This window comes from Polaribacter sargassicola (assembly GCF_021991835.1).
GTDB lineage: Bacteria > Bacteroidota > Bacteroidia > Flavobacteriales > Flavobacteriaceae > Polaribacter > Polaribacter sargassicola.
Map to the genome: position 1 here is coordinate 364,144 of NZ_JAHDAU010000001.1, position 13,314 is coordinate 377,457.

The 13,314-nt window shown below is 27.9% G+C and carries 16 protein-coding genes; 7 read left to right on the forward strand and 9 right to left on the reverse strand.

The genetic code is table 11. From position 1 onward, the window contains the following. Positions 1 to 64: 64 nt before the first annotated feature. From KI686_RS01505 to KI686_RS01515, 3 genes are read right to left on the reverse strand one after another with little or no spacing between them, the layout of a single operon-like run. Positions 65 to 742, reverse strand: a complete 678-nt coding sequence (locus KI686_RS01505) for a response regulator transcription factor (RefSeq protein WP_237587460.1) — start codon at positions 740 to 742, stop codon at positions 65 to 67. Further along, a complete protein-coding gene (locus tag KI686_RS01510; RefSeq protein WP_237587462.1) occupies positions 732 to 2,747 on the reverse strand; it encodes a tetratricopeptide repeat-containing sensor histidine kinase in 2,016 nt (671 codons plus the stop codon). The genes KI686_RS01505 and KI686_RS01510 overlap by 11 nt, the downstream gene beginning before the upstream one ends. Positions 2,748 to 2,801: 54 nt before the next feature. After that, entirely contained in the window at positions 2,802 to 3,335 is a 534-nt protein-coding gene (locus KI686_RS01515) for an RNA methyltransferase (RefSeq protein WP_237587465.1), read from the reverse strand. Between the two features lie 153 nt (positions 3,336 to 3,488). On the opposite strand from KI686_RS01515, the gene mutS reads away from it, so the two are divergent. Both mutS and KI686_RS01525 read left to right on the forward strand, forming a co-directional pair. Next, positions 3,489 to 6,062, forward strand: coding sequence for a DNA mismatch repair protein MutS (mutS, locus tag KI686_RS01520; protein ID WP_438617001.1), 2,574 nt, complete (start codon positions 3,489 to 3,491; stop codon positions 6,060 to 6,062). Continuing rightward, positions 6,062 to 6,517, forward strand: a complete 456-nt coding sequence (locus KI686_RS01525) for an RNA methyltransferase (RefSeq protein WP_237587468.1) — start codon at positions 6,062 to 6,064, stop codon at positions 6,515 to 6,517. The genes mutS and KI686_RS01525 overlap by 1 nt, the downstream gene beginning before the upstream one ends. Here KI686_RS01525 and KI686_RS01530 read toward each other — a convergent pair. From KI686_RS01530 to KI686_RS01540, 3 genes are all read right to left on the reverse strand, one after another. Continuing rightward, positions 6,507 to 6,740 (reverse strand): hypothetical protein, encoded by a 234-nt coding sequence (locus KI686_RS01530; RefSeq protein ID WP_237587469.1) that lies wholly within the window; start codon positions 6,738 to 6,740, stop codon positions 6,507 to 6,509. The genes KI686_RS01525 and KI686_RS01530 overlap by 11 nt on opposite strands. A gap of 125 nt (positions 6,741 to 6,865) precedes the next feature. After that, a complete protein-coding gene (locus tag KI686_RS01535; protein WP_237587470.1) occupies positions 6,866 to 7,069 on the reverse strand; it encodes a hypothetical protein in 204 nt (67 codons plus the stop codon). A gap of 30 nt (positions 7,070 to 7,099) precedes the next feature. Beyond that, positions 7,100 to 8,365: a D-alanyl-D-alanine carboxypeptidase/D-alanyl-D-alanine-endopeptidase gene (locus KI686_RS01540; protein ID WP_237587473.1), complete on the reverse strand. Its 1,266-nt coding sequence runs from the start codon at positions 8,363 to 8,365 to the stop codon at positions 7,100 to 7,102. A 93-nt stretch (positions 8,366 to 8,458) separates the two neighbouring features. On the opposite strand from KI686_RS01540, the gene KI686_RS01545 reads away from it, so the two are divergent. Then, entirely contained in the window at positions 8,459 to 8,740 is a 282-nt protein-coding gene (locus KI686_RS01545) for a Sec-independent protein translocase subunit TatA/TatB (protein ID WP_237587474.1), read from the forward strand. Between the two features lie 2 nt (positions 8,741 to 8,742). Here the strand turns inward: KI686_RS01545 and KI686_RS01550 are convergent, their stop codons facing one another. The 3 genes from KI686_RS01550 to KI686_RS01560 form a co-directional block, all read right to left on the reverse strand. Further along, positions 8,743 to 9,384 carry an O-methyltransferase gene (locus KI686_RS01550; RefSeq protein WP_237587476.1) on the reverse strand — a complete coding sequence of 214 codons (642 nt, stop codon included), beginning with the start codon at positions 9,382 to 9,384 and terminating at the stop codon, positions 8,743 to 8,745. 178 nt (positions 9,385 to 9,562) lie between these two features. Further along, the gene (locus tag KI686_RS01555) at positions 9,563 to 9,826 is read right to left on the reverse strand and encodes a hypothetical protein (RefSeq protein WP_237587477.1); all 264 of its coding nucleotides are present in this window, start codon (positions 9,824 to 9,826) and stop codon (positions 9,563 to 9,565) included. A gap of 3 nt (positions 9,827 to 9,829) precedes the next feature. Continuing rightward, positions 9,830 to 10,396, reverse strand: a complete 567-nt coding sequence (locus tag KI686_RS01560) for a sigma-70 family RNA polymerase sigma factor (protein WP_237587479.1) — start codon at positions 10,394 to 10,396, stop codon at positions 9,830 to 9,832. Between the two features lie 255 nt (positions 10,397 to 10,651). Here KI686_RS01560 and panB point away from each other — a divergent pair, with 255 nt between their 5' ends. From panB to KI686_RS01580, 4 genes are read left to right on the forward strand one after another with little or no spacing between them, the layout of a single operon-like run. Then, on the forward strand, positions 10,652 to 11,470 hold the full coding sequence (gene panB / locus KI686_RS01565; protein ID WP_237587482.1) for a 3-methyl-2-oxobutanoate hydroxymethyltransferase: 819 nt from the start codon (positions 10,652 to 10,654) through the stop codon (positions 11,468 to 11,470). Then, entirely contained in the window at positions 11,471 to 12,427 is a 957-nt protein-coding gene (locus tag KI686_RS01570) for a 2-hydroxyacid dehydrogenase (protein WP_237587483.1), read from the forward strand. A 25-nt stretch (positions 12,428 to 12,452) separates the two neighbouring features. Continuing rightward, positions 12,453 to 12,911, forward strand: coding sequence for a DUF1801 domain-containing protein (locus tag KI686_RS01575; RefSeq protein ID WP_237587484.1), 459 nt, complete (start codon positions 12,453 to 12,455; stop codon positions 12,909 to 12,911). 2 nt (positions 12,912 to 12,913) lie between these two features. Continuing rightward, positions 12,914 to 13,303, forward strand: a complete 390-nt coding sequence (locus KI686_RS01580) for a VOC family protein (protein ID WP_237587486.1) — start codon at positions 12,914 to 12,916, stop codon at positions 13,301 to 13,303. Positions 13,304 to 13,314 lie beyond the last annotated feature (11 nt).

Here is a 13,314-nt window from a genome sequence, read left to right on the forward strand (position 1 = left end):
AATATATAAAATCTTTACTTTGTAATAAACCACATTATAAAATGTAGATTTCCGTAAAAAATTATCAATCAATAATTCCTAATTCTTTTGCTTTTAGTACTAAATCTGTATTATTATTTGCATTTAAATCTATCCTTAAATTACTCAATTTTGTTTCTATAGATCTTAATTTTAAAAACGTTCCGTCTACTTTTTTAATAATACCTTCTAAATTTGCTATTTTTGGATGATTAGGAAGCTCTTTTAATATATGTATTGCTACTTCATCCATTTGTATTTGAATGATGTTTCTACGCATTATTTTCTGATGAATTTCATGAGTATAATAATAATCATTTGTCATCATTTTTTTTATAGCAAATCCTATTTCTGTACCATCGCACTTACTTTTTAATAAATATGCATTAGGCTTTAAATTATTAATAACATTAAAAACTCTATTTGTTTCTGTATGACCAGTAATAACGGCTATTTTAATATCAAAATCGTTGTTTTTAATTGCTTTTATCAACTCTTCTCCTCCATCTAAATTGGTGTCTTCTGTTAAATTGTCAAAACTTAGGTCTGTAAATATTAATTGAAACGGGTTAGTTTTTACATTACTTTTTATCAAACTAAAAGCTTCATCACAATTGTTTGTTGTAACTACATCAAAATCTCCAACTTCCTTTAAAGAACATAAAATTCCTTGTATTACTAATTGATGATCATCAACAACTAAAATTCTTGTTTTAGTTTTCATTTTTAAAAGTTTCAATTTTTATTGTTGTTCCTTTTCCTATATCACTTTCTAAAGAAAATGTACCATTAATTTCTAGTATTCTTTCTTCTAAATTTTTTAAACCAATACCTGTTTTTCTTGCCTTAACATCAAAACCTTTTCCGTTATCGGAAATAACCAAAAGAACTGTTTTTTTTGTTTCGCTAAAATTTAAAATTAATTCTGTAGCTTCTGCATATTTTTTGGCATTTTGTATACTTTCTCTTACCGATAAGAATAAAGTTCTTTTTATAGCATTGTTAACTTTTGTCCAATCTACATCATCTATATTTTTTGCTTTTATTCTAAAATTAAAATCAAAATAATCTGAAATTAAATTAATTATTTGATCTTTAAAAGACACTTTATCAAAACTTTCGCTACTTAATTGGTGCGATAAATTTCTAACATTTTCTTTAATTACATTAAGCTTTTCTGCTTCTTCTAGTTGGTTTGTTTTAGATAATTTTAAATGCAACATTCTAATATCTCCGGCAACCTCATCATGCAAAGATTTTGCAATTTGCTGACGTTCTTTTTCTCTAACTTCTACTTGTAGTAATTGGGCTTTAAAAAGCATTTTTTTTCTTCTGCTTAAAACAACACTTATACCAAAAAATATTATTAAAATACAAAAACCTGCAATTAACCAACCTATTATTTTATGTTGCTTTTCTGTTTCTAGCAATAATTCTTTTCTAGAATTTTCTTCTTTTAAATGAACGTTTTCTGCTTCTTTTTTTTCTGTTTCGTACCTTACTTTTGCAAACTGGTTTTTTAAAAATCTTTCTCTTTCTACTAAACTATCGTTTAAAACTCTATATTCTTCTAAAAACAGCCTTCCTTTTTCTCCTTTTGTTATACTAGACAACCTGGCAAGGTTTTCTAAAATATATCTATTAAAACTAATACTTTTAGCGAGTTCTAAACTTTTTTCTGCATGTAATTTTGAGTTGTTAACATCATTTGTTCCTATATAAAAATCTGATAAATTAGAATGAGTTATTACTAAACCTCTTTTATAATTTCTGTCTTTTCTAGATTTTAATACTTCTAAAAAACCTTTTAACGCCAACTTGTTTTCACCTAAAATAAAATTATTATAAGAAAGTCCTGCCAAGGCAGATTCATATCTATAAACAGAATTAAATTTAAGACTATCAATTGCTAAACTTTTTTTAAAATACTCTACTGCTTTTAAATTGTTTCTTTCTGCTTCGTATGTATTTCCTAAATGATTATACAATCTTGCTTCTTCATATTTTAAAACTAATCCGGGAGTTTGTTTTTGTAATTCAAAAAATTTTAAATAATTTTTTCTTGCTTCTTTTTCTCTTCCGGTAATAAATAATACATTTCCTAATCTTTCGTATAAGAGACCGGTAAAAAAGAGATTTCCTAATGGCTCTACAAAACGTAATCCTTCTATAATTGAGTTTTCACTACCTAAATAATCTCTTTCATCGTACTGAAGTGCTGCCATAGATAGTAATCTTCTGGTAGCTTCTAAAGAATCTTTTAATTGAACAGAAAAATTTTTAGATTCATTGTAATAATAAAAACTACTATCTGGGTTAAATTGTAGTTTATGGTAAAGACCTTTAAAATAAAGATGTTTTGCCAGAGCCATTGTATCTTTTGTCTTAAGATAAAATTGCTTTAGTTTTTTTTCTGATAAAACTAAATTAGATAAATCTTTGGCAAAATAACTTTTGATACCAAAGTTTATATATGTATTTCTTATTAAAGTATCTCCTCCTTTTTGTTCTGCAAATAAAAATGCTTTTGTAGGTAAATCTGGTTGGTTTGTTTTTGTATACTCGTTTAATAGAGTTAGTGTAGAATCTCTTACACTATTAGAAACTTTATCTTGAGCAGTAAGGGTAATGTTTGTAATTAATAACAAAAAAAGAATTGCTTTTTTATTTTTATTAAAAAAGTTACTTTTTTTTATACATTCTTTAATTTCACTACCTTTAATTATCATTTTATAGGTGCTTTACTTTTAATTCTAAAAATAGAATTAAATATTGAAAACAAACTATAATTTAACTATTTTCTGAAACAAATCCCAAAGTACAACACCGGTAGTTACAGAGATGTTTAAAGAGTGTTTGGTACCCAATTGCGGAATTTCTATACACAAATCTGAAGCATTAACAACCTCTTGTTGTACACCTTTTACTTCGTTACCCATTACAATGGCATATTTTTCATCTTTCTTCGGATAAAAAGTATCTAATTTTGTAGAATTTACAGCTTGTTCTATAGCCAAAACTTTAATGTTTTGTGCTTTTAATTCTTCAACTAGAGACAACGTATCTTCTACATATTCCCAATCTACAGATTCTGTTGCACCTAAAGCCGTTTTATGAATGTCTTTGTTTGGCGGTGTTGCACAAATACCACACAAGTATATTTTTTCAATTAAAAAAGCATCAGAAGTTCTAAAAACAGAACCAATATTATTTAAACTTCTAATATTGTCTAAAACTACAATTAACGGTGTTTTTTGTACCGTTTTAAATTCATCAACTGTAATTCTTCCTAACTCGTTATTTTTTAATTTTCTCATAATTTTAGATATTGGTTAATGGTTTTTTGTTGTTGGTATCTTAACTAATAACCAAAAACTAAACACTAACAACTATATTTTATATCTTCGCAAAACTAACAGAAAATTTCTAAAAACTTGGCAAAATCTAAAGCTAAAAAGGTTACTCCTTTAATGAAACAATACAACGCTATCAAGAACAAATATCCTGATGCTATGTTGCTTTTTAGAGTAGGAGATTTTTACGAAACTTTTGGTGAAGACGCTAAAAAAGCGGCTGGTATTTTAGGTATTACACTTACAAAACGTGGTGCTGGTAGCGATTCGGAAACTGCTTTGGCTGGTTTTCCGCATCACTCTTTAAATACGTATTTACCAAAATTGGTAAAAGCAGGAATGCGTGTTGCTATTTGCGACCAGTTAGAAGACCCAAAAATGACCAAAACCATTGTAAAGCGTGGTGTTACAGAATTGGTTACGCCTGGTGTTTCTTTAAACGATGAAGTTTTACAAACCAAAAAAAATAATTTTTTAGCCGCAGTTCATTTTGATAAAAAACAACTCGGTATCTCTTTTCTTGATGTTTCTACTGGCGAATATTTAGTAGCACAAGGAACTGCAGAATACATAGATAAATTATTACAAAACTTTGTTCCTAGTGAGGTTTTAGTACAAAAACAACACAAACAACAATTTTTAGAACTTTTTGAAAACAGATATTATACTTTTTATTTAGAAGATTGGGTTTTTCAAAAAGAGTATGCAAACGAAACTTTACACAATCATTTTGAGGTTAAAAACTTAAAAGGTTTTGGTATACAAGATGTAAAAAACGGAATTATTGCTGCCGGTGCTGTTTTGTATTATTTATCAGAAACGCAACACAATCAGCTAAAACACATACAACATATTAGCAGAATTGCAGAAGATAATTATGTTTGGATGGACCGTTTTACAGTTAGAAATTTAGAGTTATACAACCCTAATTCTATAAATGCTGTAACACTTTTAGATATTATTGATAAAACCATTTCGCCAATGGGCGGACGTTTATTAAAACGTTGGTTGGCTTTGCCTTTAAAAAATATTGATGAAATTAAAAACCGTCATGAATTGGTAAAGTTTTTTATAGATTCTGATGATTTTTCTCAGACAGTAACCTATCAATTAAAACAAGTTTCAGACATAGAAAGATTAATTTCTAAAGTGGCAACAGGCAAAGCATCGCCAAGAGAAATTGTTTTGTTAAAAGATTCTTTAAAAGCAATTATTCCTATAAAAACATCTGCAGAAAGTAGTAAAAATACAGCGGTAAAAAAATTAGGAAATCAACTACATACTTGCCAAGATTTAGTTGATAAGATTTCTGAAACGTTGTTTAATGATGCTCCGGTAAACATTAATAAAGGGAATGCTATTGCCAACGGAATTCATCAAGAATTAGATGATTTACGTGCTATTTCTTCTTCAGGAAAACAGTTTTTAGATGATATGTTAGCGCGCGAAACAGAACGCACAGGTATTACAAGTTTAAAAATTGCTTTTAATAATGTTTTTGGATATTATATAGAAGTTAGAAACACACATAAAGACAAAGTTCCAGAAGAATGGATTAGAAAACAAACCTTGGTTTCTGCCGAAAGATATATTACCGAAGAATTAAAAGAATACGAAACCAAAATTTTAGGTGCAGAAGAAAAAATTGCCAAATTAGAACAAGAAATTTTTTCTAAATTATTACAATATATCATTCAATTTGTACAAATTGTACAAGAAAATGCACAAATTATTGCAAAAATAGACTGTTTATTGTCTTTTTCTGTTTTAGCAATAGATAACAATTATGTGCGACCAATTATGGATGAAAGCACCGATTTAGAAATTAAAAACGGACGTCATCCGGTAATTGAAAAGCAATTACCAATTAGCGAAGAATATATTGCAAATGATGTAGTTTTAAACAGAAATCAACAACAAATTATTATGATTACTGGGCCAAATATGTCTGGTAAATCTGCCATTTTACGTCAAACCGCATTAATTGTTTTGTTAGCTCAAATGGGAAGTTATGTTCCGGCTCAGAACGCAAAAATTGGTATTGTAGATAAAATTTTTACTAGAGTTGGTGCAAGTGATAATATTTCTATGGGAGAATCTACTTTTATGGTAGAAATGAATGAAACAGCATCTATCTTAAATAACGTTTCTGAGCGTAGTTTAATTTTGTTAGATGAAATTGGTAGAGGAACTTCTACTTACGACGGAATTTCGATTGCTTGGGCAATTTCTGAGTTTTTACACGAGCACCCAACCAGAGCAAAAACACTTTTTGCTACTCATTATCACGAATTAAATAAAATGACCACAACTTTTGAGCGCATTAAAAACTTTAATGTGTCTGTAAAAGAGTTAGAAAACACCATAATTTTCTTACGTAAATTGGTTTCTGGTGGCTCTAATCATAGCTTTGGTATTCATGTTGCTAAATTGGCTGGAATGCCAAATATGGTGATTCATAGAGCTAATAAAATTTTGGCTCAGCTAGAAAAAAACAACAAAAATGCCGAAGTAAAAGATGTTTTAAAACAAGAACAAAACGAAGAAATGCAATTAAGCTTTTTTCAGTTAGATGATCCTTTGTTAGAAAACATTAAAGAAGAAATTTTAGCAACTAATATTGATACGTTAACACCAATTGAAGCGTTGATGAAGTTGAATGAAATTAAACGAATGTTGGTAAAAAAATAATGGTAAATAATTTAGAACAAGGTTTTTTTGGTATCGGAATTCAGAATGGTAAAACTCCAGAAAACTTAGGTGTTTTATGGCGTTCTGCCCAAAATATGGGCGCAAGTTTTATTTTTACCATTGGCAACCGTTATGCAAAACAAGCTTGTGATACGCATAAAGCTGTAGGTGCAATGCCTTATTTTCATTACGAAACTTTTGATGATTTTTTTAATAATTTACCTAAAGGCGCTATGTTGGTTGGTGTAGAATTAGATGAAAAAGCGGTTCAATTAGAAACTTTTACGCATCCAAAACGTTGTGTTTATTTATTGGGTGCAGAAGATCATGGAATGTCTAAAATTGCGATAGAAAAATCGCATTATTTAGTAAAGTTTAAATCAGAATTAAGCTTAAATGTTGCTGTTGCTGGCAGTATTATTATGTATGATAGGCAAGCTAAGTTTAGTTTTTAAGGCTTATTGAATCAAAAAAATCTGAAACTTTAGATCCTATCAAAAAACCACAACTACAAATAAATCCAGTAAAAATAGCATCAATAATTTCGGTTTTTAATGCATCTCTTTTATCATTAATTAAAGTATCTAATAATAATTCTCCAAAGAATAATCCTATGCTAAAAATTACAAATAAAATGATAAACAATATAAACTTATATTTAACTAAAAGCTCTTTCATCAAATTTATTTTTTGATAAAACTCCTATATAATTTAAATATAAAATTAAGATTAAAATTATTACAAGTAATACTTGCCAAAAGAAAATATAAAAATTGAAATTACTAGTTAATTCTTTCATAATATTATGCTATTTTTTTAGAAGTATAATGTTTAATTAAATAAGCAACTGCACCAACAAAAGGCACAAATAATATAATTGCTCCCCAAATTAAAAAGCGGATGTTATTTTCGTTTTTAGAAGCAAATACTAAAGAAGTAATTACTAAACCAAGTAATACTATTAAAAATAAAATAATCTGTATTGAAGAAACAAATAAAGGAATCATAACTTTTTTTATAAAAGTAATAAATTTAAATTAATAATTATCTCTTAATTCTTCAAAAACGGCTTGCATTTTTCTTTTTACATCGGTATTAGAATGCATATAATGATTGTTCATATAACTGAAAATTAAAACTTTACCAGAGTTTGTAATTAAATAGCCACTCAAATTATAATTGTTACCTAATGTACCAGATTTTGCATAAATATATGGTTTTGGGTTACCTGCATACCAATTTTTTAAAGTACCTGATTTTCCGCCAACAGGAAAAAATTGAAACAACTTTTCTTCAGGCATTTTTTGATACATTTTAGTTAAAACTTCTACAAAAGAGTTTGGGGTAAATAAGTTGTATCTACTTAATCCAGAACCATCTACCCAACGTGGTTTTTGTTGCAAATCTTTTAATTGATTTTCTAGTACATGTTTTCTAGCATTTGCAGAACTTAAGGTATCTGACAAAGTTGATGATGCCAAAATTAAAATTTGTTCGGCCAAAAAATTATCACTTACTTCCATCATTCTTTTATACAAAGTATCGGTAGGTATACTATATGCAATTACAGAGGGTTTTAATGGTGTTTTTTTAATAATATTTACTTTGTTAGGCAAAATGTCGTTCCAAAGATTTAAAAGTAAAGAATCGTTTATAATCATAGGAATTTCTGTTTCTTTCTTCCTATTTTTATCAAAGTAAAAAGAGTTAGACAACTCTTTTCTTCCGTAACCTTTGTCTGTAATTTTTAACTGTTTTTTTAAAAAAATCGGAGCAATATTTAATGAATCTTTATTTTGGATGGTAAGCACGTTTCCATACATTGGCAAAGCACTTCTTTCTGGACTAAAATAGCTATCAAAATCTTCCCAAGCCCAACCTGGTCCGTATCTCTTATCAGAAATATTATTGGTAATTAAATTTACTTTTTTATAATTTTTCATCATTTTAAAAGCTGTACTATCTTTAAAATAAGGATGAAAAAGTGTTGGGTCTCCTGTTGGTAAAATTGTAATTGTATCTTTATTTATAGCATATTTAAAAGCAGGTACAGAATCTGATAACATTTCTAAACCTGTAAAAAGGGTAAAAATTTTTGCATTACTTGCAGGTGTAAAATATTTATTTCCATTATGGTTATATAAAACTTTATCTGCCTCTATATCATAAATATAAATACCTGTAAATTGATTATCAAAAAAAGAAGTGGTTATTTTTTTATCAATACTTTTAGTTAATTTAACAACCTTACAACTTGTAAAATAGATAGTTATAAAAAAAACTATCAATACTCTTTTTAACATTATAAACTGTTTTTAAAATATATTTTTTTCTAAACTACAAATATTTTGTTTTGTAAAGATTATATATTGAATAAATATTTACCTTTGTATTGTATGAATACAGTATTTTTATTTATTAGTGGTCCAGAAATAATGGTTATCATGTTAATTGTGGTAATGTTATTTGGTGCAGATAAAATTCCTGAAATTGCTAGAGGCTTAGGAAAAGGGATGCGTCAAATTAAAGATGCTACAAATGATATTAAAAAAGAAATTAACGATAGCGCTACCAAAAACGGTATAGATACAGATCTTACTAAAGATATTAACAAACAAATTTCTGAAGTTAAGGATAGTATAGACGATATTACAGGGCCTATTAAACGAAATATGTAAATTTATTTTACCCTACTTATTGTTAATCCATCTCTTATTGGTAACAAAACAGTTTCTATTCTACTATCTTCATTTAACAATTTATTATACTCTAAAAGTACTTTTGTGTCTTTATCTTTAGGGTTTAATTCTTCTACAACTTTGCCACTCCACAGAACATTATCAGACAAAATAATTCCGCCAGAATTCATTTTATCAATAATTAAATGAAAATAATTAATGTAGTTAGATTTATCTGCATCAATAAAAACTAGATCAAATTTTGCATCAATTTTAGGAATAATTTCTAATGCATTACCTACATATTGTTCTATTTGATTTCTATAACCAGATTTTGTAAAATATTTATTTTGTAGAGTTTCTAATTCTTCATTTTTATCAATAGTAATAATTTTTCCTTCGGATGATAAACCTTCTACCAAACACAAAGCAGAATACCCTGTGTAAGTACCAATTTCTAAAACAGTTTTTGGTTGTATTAATTTACTAATAATTGATAAAATTCTACCTTGAAAAGCACCACTTAACATTCTTGGATTCAAAACTTTTTGCCAAGTTTCTCTACTTAATTCTTGTAAAATTTTTGGTTCTTGTTGAGAGTGATTTACAACGTAATTATCTATATTTTCTGGTAAGAAATGCATTTTATAGTTGGTTGTGCGCAGCCAAAACCTTTTTAAATTTTTATAAGAACTCTCAACTGCGCCTGAGAGTAAAGGAATATCAAAAGTACAAAAAAACGGAATCTATATTTCTATAAATTCCGTTTCAATCTAACAAAAAATCAAAAAAATGTGATTTTACTAAATCACCAAAAATCTTTTATTTATTTATTTTTTCTAGTTCTCTTTTTAGGGCATTCTTTTCTTCATCGCTTAAACAATGTTTCATTTCTTTACACCTTTTCGCATGACCTTTATACAGTTTTGTAAGCGTCATGTTTTGTTTGGTATATTTAAAACAGATTTTACAAGTTATAAAATGAATATTTAATTTCACTTTATCTAATAAAGAAGCTTCGCCATATTGATTTTTATCACATATGGTTGTGGCTTGGTCGCAAGTAAGTTTTAAGCTCTTAAACATTTTCTAAATATTAAACCAGTTATCTTCCATACATTTTCTAAGCTGTGTTCTTGCTCTGTGTATGATAACCCATAAATTTGACGCTGTAATATCTAACTCCTTACAAATTTCTTCTGTTTCAAACTCTTGTATTGTTTTCATTCTAAAAACCATAGCATATTTTTCTGGTAATTTATCTATACAAAGATCTAATTGATTTTTTAACTCTTCATTTTCAATTAATTTTTCCGATTGATTATCCCAACTTTGTGGCACTCTTTCTTCTAACCAATTACCTTCATTTTCTCCTTCATCATAAAAATTCATTCTAACTTCGGCTTTTCCTTTTTTAGAATTTATTTTTCTATAATGATCTATAATTTTTCTTTTTAAAATAGAAACTAACCAAGTTCTCTCTGTAGATTTCCCCTGAAAATTTTTAGCAGATTTTAATCCCGCAAAAAAAGTTTCTTGAACCAAATCTTTGGCTAAATCGCTATTATTTACACGAGTAATGGCGTAATTATACATATAATCTGCATAATTATCAATCCATTTATCTGTATTTAACACAATTTGATCCTCCATCATTCTAAAAATAAACACCAAATATAATGTTATTTTTATTGTATTTCTACTTGTTATTATTTGAAAACAGAAATATTTAAAACATTTCTTCTTAAGCGCATAAAATTCCTAAATAATTATAGGTTTTATAATTTTTAGAACAAAAAATTTATAAATAAATAAAATTTTAATCTTAATTTAAGATTAACTAAATAATACCTCTTTAAATATTTACCGATAATCCTTACATTTGCACTATCTTATAAACACAAAAAAAGTATGTCAGCAGCAAAGAAAGAATATAAAAAAATTACCGTAAAATCTCTTGTAGATATGAAAAAAAATGGAGAAAAAATCTCCATGCTTACTGCTTATGATTTTACAATGGCAAAAATTTTAGATGGTGCTGGTATAGATGTGCTTTTAGTAGGAGATTCTGCTTCTAACGTAATGGCTGGGCATGAAACTACATTACCTATTACTTTAGATCAAATGATTTATCATGCAAGTTCTGTTGTAAGAGCAATTAATAGATGTTTAGTAGTTGTAGATTTGCCTTTTGGTAGTTATCAATCTGACCCAAAAGAAGCTTTGCGTTCTGCAATTAGAATTATGAAAGAATCTGGCGGACATTCTATAAAATTAGAAGGTGGTAAAGAAGTTAAAGAATCTATTAAGCGTATTTTACATGCAGGAATCCCTGTAATGGGACATTTAGGTTTAACACCACAATCTATTTATAAATTTGGTACTTATACAGTTAGAGCAAAAGAAGAAGAAGAAGCAGAAAAATTAATGGAAGATGCTTTAATGTTAGAACGTATAGGTTGTTTTGCCTTGGTTTTAGAAAAAGTACCAGCTAAATTAGCTCAAAAAGTAGCAGAAGCAATTTCAATTCCGGTTATTGGTATTGGTGCTGGTAATGGTGTTGACGGACAAGTTTTAGTAACGCATGATATGATTGGAATGACACATGAATTTCATCCAAGATTTTTAAGACGTTATTTAGATTTATATAAGGATATGACAGGAGCTTTTGAAACTTATATTGATGATGTAAAAAGTGGCGATTTCCCTAATGAAAAAGAACAGTATTAAATGAAAATACTTCATCTAGATTCTAATCATCCTCTTTTAATAAATCAATTAAATGATTTAGGTTTTACAAATGATGAGGATTACACTTCTTCTAAAAAAGAAATAGAAGCTAAAATTGATTTGTATGATGGTTTTATTATTAGAAGTCGTTTTAAAATAGATAAAAATTTTTTAGATAAAGCCAAAAATTTAAAATTTATTGGCCGTGTTGGTGCTGGGTTAGAAAACATTGATTGTGAGTATGCTACAGAAAAAAATATTAAATTAATTGCAGCCCCAGAAGGTAATAGAAATGCTGTTGGCGAGCATTCTTTAGCAATGCTTTTATCGCTTTTTAATAAATTAAATAAAGCTGATAACGAGGTTAGAAACGGTAAATGGTTGCGTGAAGAAAACCGTGGAATTGAATTAGACGGACAAACTGTTGGTTTAATTGGCTACGGAAACATGGGTAAATCTTTTGCAAAAAAACTACGTGGTTTTGATGTTGATGTACTATGTTACGACATAAAACAAAATGTAGGTGATGCAAATTGTAAACAAGTTTCTTTAAAAGAATTACAAGAAAAAGCAGATGTTTTAAGTTTACATACACCACAAACAGAATTAACAGAAAACATGATAAATACAGAATTTATCAATGGTTTTAAAAAGAATTTTTGGTTACTAAATACAGCAAGAGGTTCTGCTGTAATAACAAAAGATTTAGTAAATGCTTTAAAATCTGGTAAAATTTTGGGTGCTGGTTTAGATGTTTTAGAATATGAAAAATCTTCTTTTGAAAACCTTTTTAAAAAAGATGTTACATCTGGCGCAGTAGAGATGCCAGAAGCTTTTAAGTATTTAATAGCATCAGAAAATGTTTTATTAAGTCCGCATGTTGCCGGTTGGACAATAGAAAGTAAAGCAAGACTTGCACAAACTATTGTAAATAAAATTAAAGCAAATTTTTGCTAACTTGTAGATATCAAAATAAGATGTTATGCAATACAAAGCTATTTCTCCAGAAGATTACATTAATCAAGTACCAGAAGCGCGTAAAAACGCTTTAAATAAACTTAGAAAAACAATTAAAGAAAACCTACCAAAGGGTTTTACAGAAGGTATACAATACGGTATGATTGGCTACTTTGTTTCACATGAAATTTATCCTGATGGTTATCATTGTAAACCAGAAGAACCATTACCTTTTATGAGTTTTGCTTCGCAAAAAAATTCTATTAATTTATATCATAGCGGTATTTATGCTGTTTCAGAAATACATGATTGGTTTGTAAACGAATACCCAAAGCATTGTAAACTTAAATTAGATATGGGTAAAAGTTGTATCAGATTTAAAAAAATAGAAGAAATTCCGTTTGATTTAATTGCAGAATTATGTAAAAAATTAACAGTTAAAGAATGGATAGATATTTACGAAACAAACATTAAAAAGAAATAAAGATGAAAAATAGAGTTACAGGAATTGGTGGTTTATTTTTTAAATCTAAAGATACTAAAGCAACTAAAGAATGGTATAAAAACCATTTGGGTTTTAATACAGACGATTGGGGTTGTACTTTTTGGTGGAAAGATGAAAACGGAAAAAAATGCACCACTCAATGGAGTCCGTTTGATAATGAAACCAAATATTTTGAACCTTCTAAAAAAGACTTTATGTTTAATTATAGAGTTGAAAATTTAGTTGAATTATTGGCTGAATTAAAAAAAGAAGGTGTAACAATTGTAGGTGAAATAGAAGAATACGATTACGGAAAATTTGGTTGGATTTTAGACAACGAAGGAAATAAAATAGAGCTTTGGGAACCAGTTGACCAAGCTTTTAGTGAATAAATAATTAACAA

What these genes read in the sequence shown, in the direction of transcription:
- KI686_RS01545 (WP_237587474.1), top strand. Translation starts at nt 8,459, where the DNA reads ATGAATACAGTATTTTTATTTATTAGTGGTCCAGAAATAATGGTTATC.
- panB (WP_237587482.1), top strand. Translation starts at nt 10,652, where the DNA reads ATGTCAGCAGCAAAGAAAGAATATAAAAAAATTACCGTAAAATCTCTT.
- KI686_RS01575 (WP_237587484.1), top strand. Translation starts at nt 12,453, where the DNA reads ATGCAATACAAAGCTATTTCTCCAGAAGATTACATTAATCAAGTACCA.
- KI686_RS01555 (WP_237587477.1), bottom strand. Translation starts at nt 9,826, where the DNA reads ATGTTTAAGAGCTTAAAACTTACTTGCGACCAAGCCACAACCATATGT.
- KI686_RS01580 (WP_237587486.1), top strand. Translation starts at nt 12,914, where the DNA reads ATGAAAAATAGAGTTACAGGAATTGGTGGTTTATTTTTTAAATCTAAA.
- KI686_RS01530 (WP_237587469.1), bottom strand. Translation starts at nt 6,740, where the DNA reads ATGAAAGAGCTTTTAGTTAAATATAAGTTTATATTGTTTATCATTTTA.
- KI686_RS01510 (WP_237587462.1), bottom strand. Translation starts at nt 2,747, where the DNA reads ATGATAATTAAAGGTAGTGAAATTAAAGAATGTATAAAAAAAAGTAAC.
- KI686_RS01540 (WP_237587473.1), bottom strand. Translation starts at nt 8,365, where the DNA reads ATGTTAAAAAGAGTATTGATAGTTTTTTTTATAACTATCTATTTTACA.
- mutS (WP_438617001.1), top strand. Translation starts at nt 3,489, where the DNA reads ATGAAACAATACAACGCTATCAAGAACAAATATCCTGATGCTATGTTG.
- KI686_RS01505 (WP_237587460.1), bottom strand. Translation starts at nt 742, where the DNA reads ATGAAAACTAAAACAAGAATTTTAGTTGTTGATGATCATCAATTAGTA.
- KI686_RS01570 (WP_237587483.1), top strand. Translation starts at nt 11,471, where the DNA reads ATGAAAATACTTCATCTAGATTCTAATCATCCTCTTTTAATAAATCAA.
- KI686_RS01535 (WP_237587470.1), bottom strand. Translation starts at nt 7,069, where the DNA reads ATGATTCCTTTATTTGTTTCTTCAATACAGATTATTTTATTTTTAATA.
- KI686_RS01560 (WP_237587479.1), bottom strand. Translation starts at nt 10,396, where the DNA reads ATGATGGAGGATCAAATTGTGTTAAATACAGATAAATGGATTGATAAT.
- KI686_RS01515 (WP_237587465.1), bottom strand. Translation starts at nt 3,335, where the DNA reads ATGAGAAAATTAAAAAATAACGAGTTAGGAAGAATTACAGTTGATGAA.
- KI686_RS01550 (WP_237587476.1), bottom strand. Translation starts at nt 9,384, where the DNA reads ATGCATTTCTTACCAGAAAATATAGATAATTACGTTGTAAATCACTCT.
- KI686_RS01525 (WP_237587468.1), top strand. Translation starts at nt 6,062, where the DNA reads ATGGTAAATAATTTAGAACAAGGTTTTTTTGGTATCGGAATTCAGAAT.